General features: G+C 68.1%; 16 protein-coding genes. 6 read left to right on the top strand and 10 right to left on the bottom strand.

The window, feature by feature from the left end:
- Positions 1-4: 4 nt before the first annotated feature.
- Together BN2660_RS10835 and BN2660_RS10830 are read left to right on the top strand one after the other, a co-directional pair.
- Positions 5-304, top strand: coding sequence for a Fe-S cluster assembly protein HesB (locus BN2660_RS10835; RefSeq protein ID WP_091231538.1), 300 nt, complete (start codon positions 5-7; stop codon positions 302-304).
- Positions 305-423: 119 nt separating this feature from the next.
- On the top strand, positions 424-768 hold the full coding sequence (locus tag BN2660_RS10830; protein ID WP_091231535.1) for a LysR family transcriptional regulator: 345 nt from the start codon (positions 424-426) through the stop codon (positions 766-768).
- A 1-nt stretch (position 769) separates the two neighbouring features.
- On the opposite strand, the gene BN2660_RS10825 is transcribed toward BN2660_RS10830, so the two are convergent.
- From BN2660_RS10825 to BN2660_RS16620, 4 genes are all read right to left on the bottom strand, one after another.
- Positions 770-2,434 carry an ABC-F family ATP-binding cassette domain-containing protein gene (locus BN2660_RS10825; protein WP_091231533.1) on the bottom strand — a complete coding sequence of 555 codons (1,665 nt, stop codon included), beginning with the start codon at positions 2,432-2,434 and terminating at the stop codon, positions 770-772.
- Between the two features lie 202 nt (positions 2,435-2,636).
- Positions 2,637-3,200, bottom strand: coding sequence for an alpha/beta fold hydrolase (locus BN2660_RS10820; protein WP_091231530.1), 564 nt, complete (start codon positions 3,198-3,200; stop codon positions 2,637-2,639).
- A gap of 91 nt (positions 3,201-3,291) precedes the next feature.
- Positions 3,292-3,954 (bottom strand): hypothetical protein, encoded by a 663-nt coding sequence (locus BN2660_RS10815; RefSeq protein ID WP_091231527.1) that lies wholly within the window; start codon positions 3,952-3,954, stop codon positions 3,292-3,294.
- Between the two features lie 148 nt (positions 3,955-4,102).
- On the bottom strand, positions 4,103-4,258 hold the full coding sequence (locus BN2660_RS16620) for a hypothetical protein (protein ID WP_176697166.1): 156 nt from the start codon (positions 4,256-4,258) through the stop codon (positions 4,103-4,105).
- Positions 4,259-4,396: 138 nt separating this feature from the next.
- On the opposite strand from BN2660_RS16620, the gene BN2660_RS10810 reads away from it, so the two are divergent.
- Positions 4,397-4,735 (top strand): hypothetical protein, encoded by a 339-nt coding sequence (locus BN2660_RS10810; RefSeq protein ID WP_091231524.1) that lies wholly within the window; start codon positions 4,397-4,399, stop codon positions 4,733-4,735.
- A 64-nt stretch (positions 4,736-4,799) separates the two neighbouring features.
- On the opposite strand, the gene ychF is transcribed toward BN2660_RS10810, so the two are convergent.
- Entirely contained in the window at positions 4,800-5,873 is a 1,074-nt protein-coding gene (gene ychF, locus BN2660_RS10805) for a redox-regulated ATPase YchF (protein ID WP_091231520.1), read from the bottom strand.
- A 219-nt stretch (positions 5,874-6,092) separates the two neighbouring features.
- Positions 6,093-6,833 carry a class I SAM-dependent methyltransferase gene (locus tag BN2660_RS10800; protein WP_091231518.1) on the bottom strand — a complete coding sequence of 247 codons (741 nt, stop codon included), beginning with the start codon at positions 6,831-6,833 and terminating at the stop codon, positions 6,093-6,095.
- Between the two features lie 59 nt (positions 6,834-6,892).
- Here BN2660_RS10800 and BN2660_RS10795 point away from each other — a divergent pair, with 59 nt between their 5' ends.
- Entirely contained in the window at positions 6,893-7,489 is a 597-nt protein-coding gene (locus BN2660_RS10795; RefSeq protein WP_091231515.1) for an exonuclease domain-containing protein, read from the top strand.
- Positions 7,490-7,533: 44 nt separating this feature from the next.
- Positions 7,534-8,817: a DNA recombination protein RmuC gene (gene rmuC / locus BN2660_RS10790; RefSeq protein ID WP_091233557.1), complete on the top strand. Its 1,284-nt coding sequence runs from the start codon at positions 7,534-7,536 to the stop codon at positions 8,815-8,817.
- 52 nt (positions 8,818-8,869) lie between these two features.
- Here the strand turns inward: rmuC and BN2660_RS10785 are convergent, their stop codons facing one another.
- Together BN2660_RS10785 and glpX are read right to left on the bottom strand one after the other, a co-directional pair.
- Complete coding sequence (locus BN2660_RS10785; RefSeq protein ID WP_091231513.1) at positions 8,870-9,163, bottom strand: hypothetical protein; 294 nt, start codon at positions 9,161-9,163, stop codon at positions 8,870-8,872.
- A 156-nt stretch (positions 9,164-9,319) separates the two neighbouring features.
- A complete protein-coding gene (gene glpX / locus BN2660_RS10780; RefSeq protein ID WP_091231510.1) occupies positions 9,320-10,306 on the bottom strand; it encodes a class II fructose-bisphosphatase in 987 nt (328 codons plus the stop codon).
- A 182-nt stretch (positions 10,307-10,488) separates the two neighbouring features.
- Between glpX and fbaA the strand changes: the two genes are divergently transcribed.
- Positions 10,489-11,517: a class II fructose-bisphosphate aldolase gene (gene fbaA / locus BN2660_RS10775; protein ID WP_091231506.1), complete on the top strand. Its 1,029-nt coding sequence runs from the start codon at positions 10,489-10,491 to the stop codon at positions 11,515-11,517.
- A gap of 69 nt (positions 11,518-11,586) precedes the next feature.
- Here fbaA and BN2660_RS10770 read toward each other — a convergent pair whose 3' ends face one another.
- Complete coding sequence (locus BN2660_RS10770) at positions 11,587-12,096, bottom strand: DUF6264 family protein (RefSeq protein WP_091231504.1); 510 nt, start codon at positions 12,094-12,096, stop codon at positions 11,587-11,589.
- A gap of 267 nt (positions 12,097-12,363) precedes the next feature.
- Complete coding sequence (locus BN2660_RS10765) at positions 12,364-13,155, bottom strand: IclR family transcriptional regulator (protein WP_091233553.1); 792 nt, start codon at positions 13,153-13,155, stop codon at positions 12,364-12,366.

Below are 13,155 nucleotides of genomic sequence, written 5' to 3'. Positions count from 1 at the left end.
TCTCGTGCTCACCCTCACCGATAACGCAACCGCCATCGTGAACACCCTCGTCAGCCGTCAGACCGACGCATCCGACGCAGGGCTTCGCATCCATTCGACTCCGGATCCCGGCCCCGACGGAGGCGCTCGCCTCGCCGTCCTGGTCACACCTGATCCCGAGCCGGCAGATCAGGTCGTCGAGGTCTCGGGCACACGCCTCTTCCTCGATGAGACCGCCGCCGCCGCCCTCGACGACAAGATCCTCGACGCCGGCGTTGACGACGAGGGAGCCGTGTCGTTCGCGGTGCTCCCTCAGGCCGTCTGACACGTACCACACCGGATGCCGCGGCTCATCGAGCCGCGGCATCCGTGCGTCCGCTCCCCTCTTGCGTAGGCTGGGTGGCGGAACGCACGATCGCCGTGCTCTGAGAGGAACACTCGCTCATGAAGCTCGCACTGCTGCGTCGGTTCGTCGTCCTCGCGGACACACTGCACTTCCCTCGCGCCGCCGAGCAGCTGGAGATCCCGCTGGCGTCGCTCTACACGTCACTCGACAAGCTCGAGGACGAGGTGGGTCATGTCCTGGTCAAGCGCGAGGGCACGCCTCGTCTGACGAGCGTCGGTGAGCTGTTCCTCGTCGAAGCCCGCGCGACGGTGGCCGCTGCTCCCCCGCCCGCGCCGAAGACCGCGGCTCCGGCCGGCGGCAAGGCGAAGGCATCGAAGGGCAAGGGCCGCGCGCCCGTCGTCAAGGGTCAGCCCAAGCCGTACAAGAAGCGCCAGGGGCGCTGAGTCAGCGCTCCTCGACCCGCCCGCCGTCGACGTGCCACCGGCGATTCATCGTCACCGCGTCGAGCATCCTGCGATCATGCGTCACGAGGAGGAGCGTGCCGTCGTACGACGCGAGTGCCTGCTCGAGTTGCTCGATCGCGGGAAGGTCGAGGTGGTTGGTCGGCTCGTCGAGCACGAGGAGATTGATCCCGCGCGCCTGAAGGAGCGCGAGTGCGGCCCGAGTGCGCTCTCCGGGTGAGAGCTCTCCGACCGGACGTGTCACATGGTCGGCCTTGAGCCCGAACTTGGCGAGCAGGGTGCGGACCTCAGCGGACGACATCTCCGGCACCAGTCCTTCGAACGCGTCGGCGAGCGCGGCGTCGCCGACCAGGAGCGACCGTGCCTGATCGATCTCGCCGATCTGCACGCTGCTGCCGAGAGCCGATCTCCCCTCATCGACCGCCTGTCGCCCGAGCAGGGCTCGAAGGAGGGTCGACTTCCCCGCTCCGTTCGGACCCGTGATGCCGATGCGGTCACCCGCGTCGATCTGGAGGGAGACGGGTCCCAGGGTGAACTCTCCCTGCCGCACGATCGCCGAGCTCAGGGTCGCGACCACCGAGCTCGACCTGGGTGCCGAGCCGATGGTGAACTCGAGCTGCCACTCCTTGCGTGGTTCCTCGATCTCATCGAGACGGGCGATCCGGCTCTCCATCTGGCGCACCTTCTGAGCCTGCTTCTCGCTCGACTCCATCGACGCCCTGCGCTTGATCTTGTCGTTGTCCGGCGCCTTCTTCATGGCGTTCCGCACACCCTGACTCGACCATTCGCGCTGGGTGCGCGCACGAGCGACCAGGTCGGCCTTCTTGTCGGCGAACTCGTCGTACTTCTCCCGCAGGTGCCGCTTCACCACAGCGCGCTCCTCGATGAAGGCGTCATAGCCGCCGCCGTAGAGCCGGTGCGAGTTCTGGGCCAGGTCGAGTTCAAGCACCCGAGTGACGGTCCTGGCCAGGAACTCTCGGTCGTGGCTGACGAGCACCACTCCGCCGCGCAGTCCGCGGACGAACGACTCCAGCCGCTCCAGGCCGTCGAGGTCGAGGTCATTCGTCGGCTCGTCGAGCAGAACGATGTCGAAGCGCGAGAGGAGAAGCGCGGCGAGTCCGACTCGGGCCGCCTGTCCGCCCGACAACCCCGTCATGAGCGCATCCGCGGTGACGCCGCCCTCCGTCTGCAGACCGAGATCGGCGAGCACCGCGGGAATGCGCTCCTCGAGGTCCGCCGCGCCGCTGGCGAGCCAGCGGTCGAGAGCCTGAGAGTAGGTGTCGGCCGGATCGGCCCCGCCCGGGGCGAGCGAGGGGTCCCCCAGGGCGACCGCCGCAGCATCCATCTCCTGCGTCGCGTCCGCGCAGCCGGTTCGTCGCGCGATGTACCCGGCGACCGTCTCGCCCTCGACGCGCTCATGCTCCTGCGGGAGCCACCCGATGAACGCGTCGGACGGAGCCAGCGCCACGGTCCCGTCGGCCGGCGCATCGACGCCCGCGAGGATCCGCAGCAGGGTGGACTTTCCCGCTCCGTTCGCACCGACGACGCCGATGACATCGCCGGGGGCGACGGTCAGGTCGAGTCCTTCGAAGAGGATGCGATGACCGTATCCTCCGGCCAGATCCTGGGCGACGAGAGTTGCGGTCATCGGACCATCCTCTCAGGACGGAAGGAGCGTTCGGATGGCGACCGGCTCAGAACACCACGCGGTCATGCGCGGCCACCGCGAGCGCTCGACCAGCGCGGCCGCGCGGGCTAGCACACCGTGCTCGTCGATGCATCCGGCGGTGACACACCCGCCTGAAGATCGATCGCGTGGACGACGGTGCGCCCCGCCGCAGCCATGCGGATCAGTCCCAGTCCAGGTACTCCTCGATGATGACGCCGGTCTCGATCGGGTGGTGCATCGGGAACAGGTGGTCGCCGGCGATGGTCTTGATGCTCGACCGGTCGGGGATCGACGCCTGCAGGGCGTCCGCGTGGGCAGCGGGGGTGTCGACGTCCTCTGTGCCCTGGACGATCAGCACGGGGATGGCGGGAGCGACCTCGATGTCGACGTCCTCCACACCGAGCAGCAGCAGGCCATTGGCCCGATCCGGATGCGCAGCGACGAGGGCGCGCGCGATCGTGCCGCCGAAACCGTGCCCGCCGACCCACGTGTCGCCGATGCCGACGTGGTCGATGACGGCGATCGCGTCGGCGACCCGCTCGTCGAGCGTCGCGTCCGCTGCGGATCGGTGGCCGATGCGGAGCACGTGGAACCCGGCTTCCTCCGCGAGATAGTGCGCGGCGACGCCCAGCACGTCGGCGGCCAGACCCTGCTCCTGGATGAGCACCAGCTTGACGGGTCCGTCTCCCTCGTCGACGAAGGGGATCGCGCGGCCGTCCGGCTCGAAGATCTGGGTGTCGGTCATGGGCGTGCGGCTCCTCGCTCGATCATCAGGGGTCGCCCTCCAGCGTATCCTGCGGGTCGCCGTGGTTCCGCGGGCGGTGCGAGGCGCGCGCTCAGTCGTCGCCCTGAAGCACCTCGTCGCGCGTCGCCCGGCGTGCGCCCAGCGCATGGAGTCCCGGCGCATCCAGGACTGTCCGGATGATGCGCCCGTCAGCACCCACGGCGATGTCGCTGGTGTAGATCGGGGCACCGATGAACCACGATCGGTCCTCCGGCCAGATCAGCGAGGGGATGTCGCCGTTGTGCCGCAGAGCTGCGACGGAAGAGAGCGGGCCCGACCACAGGAAGTAGTTTCGCTCCGGGAGCATCAGCGGCGCAGCATCGGGTCTCGCGACACGACGGCGGGCCATCGTCTCCTGCGCCTGTCTGAGCGCCGCCTCATCATGGGGAAAGACGAAGGCGGCGGATCCGGGCGCCGTACGCGGGTCCTGGTCGCGGTCGTACAGCCATCCCCACCCCTCCCACAGCGCGGTGTGCACGATCTGCGCGCCGGTGAAGGGCGCGAGTTGCTGGAGCAGCGCCTCGAGGACCGGATAGTCCTGCCGCTCCGGCATCTCCTCTCCCCACGGGATCGGAACGACGGCATAGGTCTCGTACCCCGCGGGGACGGCGTGACCGAGCGTCGCGCCGAAGACGTCGAGGAGCGGGCCGATCCACTGGCCGGCAGTCGGGTCAGGATCCCACGAGGCCCCCGCGACAGTGAGGTACTCATCCATGGACCGCACGCTATCAGCGGCTCAGCATGCGAGCCCGCAATAACGACATGCAGTGGCCCTGGCGATGGTCGCCCACTCGGGCAGACGCTGAACGGGAACGCGGCTGGTCGTTGCAGCGGATTGCACCGAGTTCCCGCGCGGAGCAATTTCAGCCGGAGTGCCTGCTGTGGTCCCCGAGGTCGGGTTTCGCCCGCAGGGCATCGGCGATCTCCTCCTCCGGTCGAGGAGCGATCATCTCGTCGGGTTCGAGTTCCGGGACTGACGGCTCGTCCGGGGCAGGTATGTGCTCGTTGATGTCAGACATGGCGAATCCTCCGATCGGCAACACACACAGCGTACGCGTCTGGATCTGCCTGGCCCGAGACCTTGAGACAGGACGCCGGCCGTCGGGGTCGGCCGGTTGGGGGCAGGACCTGAAAACCTCATCGCGCAGACTGGACCTATGAACGTCTGCAAGACCTGCGACTCGGCCGGGGTACCCGGTACCGGCCCGCTCCCCTGGGAGATCGACGCGACGACGGAGGCCCTGATCGACAGGGTCGCCGCCGGCCGGATGCTCGAGCTGCGTGGCGACGTCCCGCTCGAGGACATGATCCCTCTGCTCGAGTCAGAACTGAAATACACGATCGTCAGCTTCGTGGACTGTCTCGACTGCGAGCGCGTGCTCTTCTGGGGGCTCTGCGTGCGCGGTAACCCGATCCTCCGGCACGCGGACAGGAGCGAGATCGAACACTGGCGGTGGAGCACGGTGCCACCGCGAAGGAGATGGGCGCGGAAGTGACAGCATCCGCGCTTCTGCCAGCCGCAGCCGCACCGCGGACGTCCCCCGCTGCGGCCCGCCTGCATCAGTTGTTGAAGCGGAACTCCACGACGTCGCCGTCCTGCATCACGTAATCCTTGCCCTCGAGCCGGGCTTTGCCCTTCGCGCGGGCCTCGACGACCGACCCCGTCTCGACGAGATCTTCGAACGACACGATCTCAGCCTTGATGAAGCCCTTCTCGAAGTCGGTGTGGATCACCCCGGCGGCCTGCGGCGCCTTCGATCCCTTGGGGATCGTCCAGGCACGGGCCTCCTTCGGACCCGCCGTGAGGTACGTCTGCAGACCGAGGGTGTCGAAACCGATACGGGCCAGCTGGTCCAGTCCCGACTCGTCCTGGCCCGTGGAGGCGAGGAGTTCCGCCGCATCCTCGGGGTCGAGGTCGATGAGCTCCGACTCGATCTTCGCATCGAGGAAGATCGCCTTGGCCGGCGCGACGAGAGCGGCGAGCTCGGCCTTGCGGGCGTCATCGGTGAGAACGCCCTCGTCGACGTTGAAGACGAAGATGACCGGCTTCGCGGTGAGCAGGCCCAGCTCTCGGATCGGCGTCAGGTCGATGCCGGCGACCGACAGCAGCACGCCGCGCTCCAGCGCATCCTTCGCCGCGTTGGCCGTCTCGAGCACGACGGGCTCGATCTTCTTGCCGCGCACTTCCTTCTCGTAGCGTGTGATCGCCTTGTCGACCGTCTCGAGGTCGGCGAGCATGAGCTCCGCGTTGATCGTCTCCATGTCGGACGCAGGGTTCACCGCACCGTCGACGTGCACGACGTCGTCATCGGCGAATCCGCGGACGACCTGTGCGATCGCATCCGCCTCACGGATGTTCGCGAGGAACTTGTTGCCGAGCCCCTCGCCCTCACTCGCGCCGCGCACGATGCCGGCGATGTCGACGAACGACACCGCTGCAGGAAGGATGCGCTCGCTGCCGAAGATCTCGGCCAGCGTGTCGAGACGCGGGTCGGGAAGATTCACCACCCCGACGTTCGGCTCGATCGTCGCGAACGGGTAGTTCGCCGCGAGCACGTCGTTCTTGGTCAGAGCGTTGAAGAGGGTGGACTTGCCGACATTGGGCAGGCCGACGATTCCGATAGTGAGAGCCACGGGGCACGAGTCTACCCGGCGCGCACGTCCCGATCCTGCGGATGCCGCGAGGGCGCCGATCTGGCGCAGCGCAGTAACGATCGAGCATAGGCAGACCGACGACTCGGTCGTCCCCGGTACCGTCGTGCTCATGCGGAAGCACCGGGGTTTCGCCGTCGCATCCCTCGCGGTCGTCGGGGTGCTCATCCTCGCGAGTGAGCGGTCGAGTGGAAGTCTCCGTCAGTCGCGGACGGCGCGGAAGGCGCGCGTCACGTACGGGAGGTCGATGGTGGAGTCCTCTCCGAGACCGAGGTCGTCGAACAGCGCATCCATCTCGTCGCGGATTCGGACCTTCTCCTCCTCAGGAGCGGTGATCACGTAACTGCGCGACGATGCCATGCGATGCAGCAGATCGCGGGTGATCGGCCGCGTCCATTCCCAGGTGTTCTCCTCCAGCGCGTCGAACGGAGCCGCGACGACAGGTCCGCCCTCCGCGAGCATGATCTCCGCGTTGCTGCCATGCATGATCCGAGTGAGCTGCCGGACCCAGGCCTCCCGCTCATCACGGATGTTCCAGATCAGGCCGAGTGAGCCGCCGCTGCGCACGACCCGACCGATCTCGGCCGAGCCCGAACTCGGCTCGACCCAATGCCACGCCTGCCCGAGGACGACCGCGTCGAGGCTCGCATCGGGGAGCGGGAGCCTCTCGGCGGTTCCGACGAATGTCGGGACGCCCGGGATCGCATCACGCAGGATCTTCAGCATCGCGGGATCCGGGTCGACCGCGACGATCTCGGCATCGGGAGCACCCGCAAGCACCCGCGTGAGCTTGCCCGTGCCGGCTCCGACATCGGCGATGCGTCGAGAGTCCCCCGGGAGCCGCTGGAGCATCCAGGCCACCGCGTCGAAGGGGTAGTCGGGTCGGCCCAGTTCGTAGTTGTGCGCCTCCGCGCCGAAGGAGGTCGAGAGTCCGTCAGCCATGTCGTCAGCCTACGGCGCGTCCTCCTGCGCGGTCAGAAATGCCGGGAGAGAGTGGAGGCGTGCCCCTGGACTTCACCGCAATCGACTTCGAGACGGCGAACTCCAGTCCCGCCTCCGCCTGCTCCGTCGGACTCGTCCGCGTGCGGGACGGACGGGTCGTCGCCACGGCGGGATGGCTGATCCAGCCGCCTGTCGGCCATGACGAGTTCCAGGAGTGGAACGTCAGGATCCACGGCATCCGTGCCCAGGACGTCCTGAACGCCGCCACCTGGGCCGAGCAGTTCGATCGCCTGTGCGACTTCGCCGGTGCCGACGTGCTGGTGGCGCACAACGCCGGTTTCGATCTGAACGTGCTCCGGAAGGCCTCCGAGGCGACCGGAGGCGACTGCCCTCCGTACCGCTCGCTGTGCAGCCTGCAGGTGGCACGCAAGGTCTACGACCTCGATTCGTACCGACTTCCGAAGGCGGCCGAGGCGGCCGGCTTCACCGGCTTCTCGCATCATGACGCGCTTGCGGATGCTCTGGCATGCGCGCACATCATCATGGATTCCTCGCGGCGGCTCGGCGCTCCGGACGTCTTCTCCCTGGCGGACGCCCTGAGCCTGCGAGTCACCGAGCCCGTCGTCAGTCGGGTTCCGGAGCGCGCCGTCGCCTGAGTCGCTGCGGACGAATGTCCGAGGCCCCGCGCATCATGGACGACATGGATGCTCTGACGATCGTGCTCGTCTTCATCGCCCTCGCATGCGGAGCGGCGGTCGGGTGGTTCGTGCGGGCCGGTCGCAGCGCGGCCGATCTGGCCCGTTCGCAGGCCGAGCTGGCCGCGGCGCGTGATGACCGCGACCGACAGTACGACCTGTACCGCGATGCCGTCGAACATGCCCGCATCGAGCAGCGGGCCGAAGCTCAACGCGTGCAGCAGCAGAACGCCGTGCTGACGGCGCTCGCTCCTGTGCGGGAGAGCCTGCAGCAGATGCAGCAGAAGGTCTCGGCGATCGAGCAGGAGCGTCACGCGCAGTTCGGGTCGCTCGCCGAGCAGCTCCGGCGCGCTCAGGAGTCCGACGAGGCGCTGCGGGCGACGACCGAGTCGCTCGCAGGGGCGTTGCGCTCCACGGCGACGCGCGGGGTCTGGGGTGAGACCCAGCTGCGGCGCGTGGTCGAGGCGGCCGGGCTCACGCGTCACGTGGACTTCGACCTTCAGGCGACGGTCATGTCCGATCACGGACAGGGGCGGCCCGACATGGTGATCCGCCTCGCGGGCGGCGCGTCCATCGCCGTCGACGCGAAGGTTCCGCTGGATGCGTATCTCGAGGCGTCGGCGCTGCCCGCCGGCGACGCGCACGAGGCGCAGCGACGCATGCACATGCAGAAGCACGTCAAGGCTGTGCGCGCGCACGTCGATGCCCTGGCGAAGAAGGCGTACTGGGCGGGGCTCGAGTCGAGTCCCGAGTTCGTGATCTGCTTCCTGCCCACCGAGTCTCTGCTCGCCGCGGCCATCGACGAAGACCCGACACTGCTCGACTACGCCTTCAGCCGTCGCGTCGCACTGGCTTCGCCGGTCAATCTCTGGGCCGTTCTGAAGACCGTCGCGTACACCTGGACGCAGCAGGAGGTATCGACGGAGGCTCGCGCGCTGCTCTCGCTCGGGACCCAGCTGTACGACCGCCTCGGCGTTCTCGCCGGCCACGCCGACGACCTCCGCCGGGCGCTCGAGCGCACCGTCGACAGCTACAACCGGTTCGCCGGTTCGCTGGAGAGCCGCGTGCTGGTGACGGCCCGTCAGTTCCCCGGGATCGACTCCGCCGCGCTCGACACCCCGCCGACGGTGATCGCCGCACAGTCCCGGCGTTTCACCGCGCCCGAGCTGGTGGACGTCGAGAACGTCGATCTCGCTGCGCTGATCGACGATGCGGGGCTGCACGCAGATGTCGGCGAGGTCCGAGTCAGGCTTGCCGACGACGACTCCGCACGTCGAACGGACAGCTGACCGCTCGCCGGTGCGGCAAGTCAGGCGGCAGCGAGATCAGGCAGCAGCGGGTTCAGGCGACGCCGGGCACACCGCTGAGGAGCAGGATCACCAGACCGCTGGTGACCACGAAGGCTCCGATCATCCACCACGCGCTGAGCTCATGCCCTTCGTCGCGCCGGACGCGGAAGAGCACATCGGCCCGTCGCGCCGGATCGACGGATGCAGCGGTCGGGGCCGCGGGCGCCGCGGGAGCGCGCGTCGCGGCTGCCACCTCTTCCGCGCTGATGCGCAGGATGCGTCCGGTGCTGGTCGTGACAATCTTCGTCGGCGCGGCCTTCGAACTGCTCGTGTGCTGCGATGTCATCTGTCGGCCCTCCTCTGTCCGCGGTGCCTGGCGGCTCCATCGACGGCGACAAACCCAGTCACAATTGTGCCACGGACGGGCGGAAAAGCTGATTCAGCGGCGATTCGGCCGGTACCGGGTCGGTAACGATGCCGCTGCACTCTCGCCAGCCCGAGGTCAGAGCCACTTCGAGACGAGGTGCTCCGAGGCGATCCGTCGAAGCGTGCCCGAAGCCCCGCGCAGGACGACGCTCTCGGTGTAGATGTACCCGCCTTCGCGGCGGACGCCGGCGACGAGCTGGCCGTCGGTGACACCGGTGGCCACGAAGATCGTGTTGTCACCTCGTACGAGGTCGTCGGCCTCGTACACCTTGTCCATGTCGAGTCCCGCGTCGATCCCCCGCTGCCGCTCGTCATCATCCCGCGGCCAGAGTCGGCCCTGGATGTGGCCGCCCAGAGCCTTGATGGCGCAGGCCGTCACGATTCCCTCGGGGCTGCCGCCCACGCCGACGCACATGTCGGTACGCGCCGCGTGCCGCGCCGCGTTGATACCGCCGGCCACGTCGCCGTCGCTCATGAGACGCGTGCCCGCCCCGGCGTCCCGGATCTCCTGGATGAGCTGCTCGTGCCGCGGGCGGTTCAGCACCGACACCACGATCTCGTCCACCGGCTTGCCCAGCGCTCCGGCGAGCTTGCGGATGTTCTCGCCGATCGGGAGGCGGATGTCGACGACACCGACCCCCGCCGGCCCTGTGACGAGCTTGTCCATGTAGAAGACGCTGGAGGCGTCGAGCATGGAGCCGCGATCGGACACCGCGATGACGGAGAGCGCGTTCTGACGACCCGCGGCCGTCAGCGACGTTCCGTCGATCGGGTCCACGGCGATGTCGCACTCCGGTCCCGTGCCTGTGCCGACCTCTTCTCCGTTGAACAGCATGGGGGCGTTGTCCTTCTCGCCCTCGCCGATGACCACACGCCCCTGGAAGGCGACGGTGCCGAGGAAGGCGCGCATCGCGTCGACGGCCGCACCGTCAGCCGCCTCCTTGGCCCCACGACCGATGAACGGCACTGCACGGATAGCGGCCGCCTCGGTCGCGCGCACCAGCTCCATCGCGAGGTTCCGATCGGGACGAAGGGGGCTCAGATCCGCAGTAAGACTCACCATGCGGTCAGCCTAGCCACGAAGCCATACCGATCACGCGGTTTTCACGCGTCCAGGTGTGAAGGAAGTTCGGTTCTTAACGTGGGGGCAGGACACCCTCCTCGTCCGGCGTCCGCTGACGGCATCCGTCGAGCCACCCCGATAGAGTGACTGCTGTCCCGGCTTCACCTATCGCAGGAGTTCTCATGCCCGTCGCCACCCCGGATCAGTACGCCGAAATGCTCGACCGCGCGAAGGCCGGCGGCTTCGCGTACCCCGCATTCAACGTCTCCAGCTCGCAGACGATCAACTCCGTCCTGCAGGGCCTCACCGAGGCCGGCTCCGACGGCATCATCCAGGTCACGACCGGAGGCGCCGACTACTTCGCCGGCCACACGGTCAAGGCGCGCGCCACGGGTGCCCTCGCCTTCGCCCGCTACGCGACCGAGGTCGCCAAGAACTACCCGGTGACGGTCGCCCTGCACACCGACCACTGCCCGAAGGACGCACTCGCCGGGTTCGTCGAGCCGCTGATCTCCGCCTCCGAGGAGGAGGTGAAGGCCGGCCGCAACCCGATCTTCCAGTCCCACATGTGGGACGGCTCGGCTGTGCCGCTCGCGGAGAACATCGAGATCGCGAAGGATCTCCTCCCCCGCATGAAGAACATCAACGCGATCCTCGAGGTCGAGATCGGCGTCGTCGGCGGCGAGGAGGACGGCGTCGCGCACGAGGGATCCAACGAGGCCCTCTACACGACCTTCTCCGACGTCGACCAGGCCGTGCAGGCGCTCGGACTCGGCGAGCAGGGCCGTTACATCGCCGCCCTCACCTTCGGCAACGTCCACGGCGTCTACAAGCCCGGCGGCGTCAAGCTGCGCCCCGAGCTCCTCGGCGAGATCCAGGAGCAGGTGGCTGCCAAGTACAACACCGGCGCCAAGCCGCTCGACCTCGTGTTCCACGGCGGCTCCGGCTCCACCGATGAAGAGATCGCGCTCGCGGTCGCCAATGGCGTCATCAAGATGAACATCGACACCGACACGCAGTACGCCTACACCCGGGCGATCGCGGACTACATGTTCAAGAACTACGACGGCGTCCTGAAGGTCGACGGCGAGGTCGGCAACAAGAAGCAGTACGACCCGCGCGCGTGGGGCAAGATCGCGGAGACCGCGATGGCCGCACGCGTCGTCGAGTCGACGCGTCAGCTCGGCTCGTACGGTCAGTCGCAGAGCTGATCGTCCGTTCGCACGAAGAAGCCCCCGACCTCAGGTCGGGGGCTTCTTCGTGCGGAGACGGAAACGGGACTACTGCCCCGTCGTCGCCGTGAGGAAGGCCGCGAAAGCAGGGTCCCCCATCATCGGGACCGCTACGCAGATCGAGGTGACGAACAGCGTGACCGCGGCGCCGACCACGGGGACCCACCAGGTGAGCGCGCCACGCCGCAGCCGACGGATCGACAGGTAGGCCGTGAGCGCCCATCCCGCGCCGAGCACGATGGCAGCGAGAGTCCCCCAGAGCTTGCCCTGGGCGTAGTTGGTGAACTCCCCGTCGATGCCGAGCACGCCCATGACCTGGTTCATCGCCGTCGGGAAGTCGAGATAGGACAGTCCGGTCATGACGACGTTGATCAGGCCGTAGGCCAGCAGCGCGATGGTCACGAATCTGTCGACCGGGTTCGCGCGTCTCACCGGCGCCGGCGAGGCCGACTGCTCGAGCGTCGGCGGCGCGGTGTCCGCGAGTGCCGGCAACCCGGCCGCGCGGCGCTGCTCGTCGAGTGTCGCGATTTCACCGTACTGCGGCCGCTGGTCCGTCATTCCAGCATGCTAGTCCGATCGGCTCGGAGTCCCTCACAGGAAGGCATGTGGGGAAAACGATGGCGGCCCCGGCGAAGTGGGGACTCCTCGGGGCCGCGGATGCGAGCGCTGGGGACGCTCCTCATCCAAGTGGGTCGAGGAACGCTGGGGACGTTCCACCACCTGTAGCGCCGTTTGCACAGACGTCTACAGTCATGATCATAGGAAAGCGGATGCCCGCGCGCCAGGGGTACTTCTTCAGATAGTGAACTGAGGCCAGATAGCGCCTCAGATGGTGAAGTCCGGACCCACGTCGCTCCGATCCAGCGCATCCGCCCCGAGCTGGAGCGAGAGCCGTCGCGCCGTCTGGTGGAGCTTCGTCACCAGAGCACGGTCCACGACCGCCCTCTCCGCCGGCAGCGAGATCGCGAGCGACGCCGTGACGTTCGGTGCGATGACCGGCACCGCGACGCATGCGTTGCCGATGGCGTACTCCTCACGATCGACAGTGAACCCGGGCGAGTGCTCGAGCTGGGTGAGAAGAGTGCGACGGTCGCTGATCGTCCTCGGCGTCAACTCCTCGAGGCGGTGCCTCGACAGATAGTCGAGTCGTTCCTCATCGGTCATGTCCGTGAGGATCTGCTTGCCGAGCGCGGTCGCATGGGCGCTGGATTCGAGCCCCACCCACAGTTCGATGCGGGGGTTCCTCACCGCGTCGACGATGTCGACCAGGTGCATCTCTCCGTCATGGAAGCGGGACAGGTACGCGGTGGCCCCGACCTCGTCAGTGACCTCGCGCAGCGCCGAGCGGACGCGGGCGAGGAACACTCCCCGCGAGTCCTGCTCGGACTGGAACGCCGGGAAGCGGGAGCCGAGCACCAGCCCGTCCGGCTCGTTGGCGAGATAGCCCTCGTGGATCAGGGTGCGCACCAGGTTGTACGTCGTCCCCGGGGTGAGACCGGTGATCGCCGCGAGCATCTTCACCTGCAGAGGCCGCGGCGAGTTCGCGACGATGTCGACCAGCCGCAGTGCGCGTTGCACGGACCCGATGAGGGTCGGCTCGGCCTCTGCGGCGTTCAC

The sequence above is a fragment of the Microbacterium sp. 3J1 genome (assembly GCF_001049495.1).
Classification (GTDB): domain Bacteria; phylum Actinomycetota; class Actinomycetes; order Actinomycetales; family Microbacteriaceae; genus Microbacterium.
Note: the sequence above shows the minus strand (reverse complement) of the source record. Positions and strands in the feature narration are given on the sequence as shown.

Coding starts and splice junctions, on each gene's coding strand:
- BN2660_RS10830 (WP_091231535.1), top strand. CDS start 424: ATGAAGCTCGCACTGCTGCGTCGGTTCGTCGTCCTCGCGGACACACTG.
- BN2660_RS10825 (WP_091231533.1), bottom strand. CDS start 2,434: ATGACCGCAACTCTCGTCGCCCAGGATCTGGCCGGAGGATACGGTCAT.
- BN2660_RS10820 (WP_091231530.1), bottom strand. CDS start 3,200: ATGACCGACACCCAGATCTTCGAGCCGGACGGCCGCGCGATCCCCTTC.
- BN2660_RS10815 (WP_091231527.1), bottom strand. CDS start 3,954: ATGGATGAGTACCTCACTGTCGCGGGGGCCTCGTGGGATCCTGACCCG.
- BN2660_RS16620 (WP_176697166.1), bottom strand. CDS start 4,258: ATGTCTGACATCAACGAGCACATACCTGCCCCGGACGAGCCGTCAGTC.
- BN2660_RS10810 (WP_091231524.1), top strand. CDS start 4,397: ATGAACGTCTGCAAGACCTGCGACTCGGCCGGGGTACCCGGTACCGGC.
- BN2660_RS10800 (WP_091231518.1), bottom strand. CDS start 6,833: ATGGCTGACGGACTCTCGACCTCCTTCGGCGCGGAGGCGCACAACTAC.
- rmuC (WP_091233557.1), top strand. CDS start 7,534: ATGGATGCTCTGACGATCGTGCTCGTCTTCATCGCCCTCGCATGCGGA.
- BN2660_RS10785 (WP_091231513.1), bottom strand. CDS start 9,163: ATGACATCGCAGCACACGAGCAGTTCGAAGGCCGCGCCGACGAAGATT.
- glpX (WP_091231510.1), bottom strand. CDS start 10,306: ATGGTGAGTCTTACTGCGGATCTGAGCCCCCTTCGTCCCGATCGGAAC.
- fbaA (WP_091231506.1), top strand. CDS start 10,489: ATGCCCGTCGCCACCCCGGATCAGTACGCCGAAATGCTCGACCGCGCG.
- BN2660_RS10770 (WP_091231504.1), bottom strand. CDS start 12,096: ATGACGGACCAGCGGCCGCAGTACGGTGAAATCGCGACACTCGACGAG.